General features: G+C 46.7%; 1 pseudogene. It reads left to right on the top strand.

The window, feature by feature from the left end:
* Nucleotides 1-330, top strand: a pseudogene (locus ACNKXV_RS13800) (ABC transporter permease); the annotation flags it as partial.

A 330-nucleotide genomic window follows, 5' to 3' on the forward strand; every position in this document is an offset into this window, starting at 1 on the left:
CATTATTACGGTTTTACTTCTGATTCAGGACCAGTTTGAGAAGAAAATGAACCAAGATGCAGCGGGAATTGACTTGGTAGTAGGAGCCAAAGGCAGTCCACTGCAATTGATCCTGTCTTCTGTTTACCACATCGATTTCCCTACGGGTAATATCAAGATGGAAGAGGCCAAGCGACTATCTTCCAATCGCCTGGTCAAGAAAGTTATTCCTTTGGCACTCGGCGACAACGTCCAAGGTTTCCGAATCGTGGGCACCAATCACGATTACCTCTCCCTTTATGAGGTGGAGTTTGAGCAGGGAAAAGCTTGGGAAGAGCCTTTTCAGGTGGT

The organism is Christiangramia aquimixticola (assembly GCF_048285835.1).
GTDB classification, from domain to species: Bacteria; Bacteroidota; Bacteroidia; order Flavobacteriales; family Flavobacteriaceae; genus Christiangramia; species Christiangramia aquimixticola.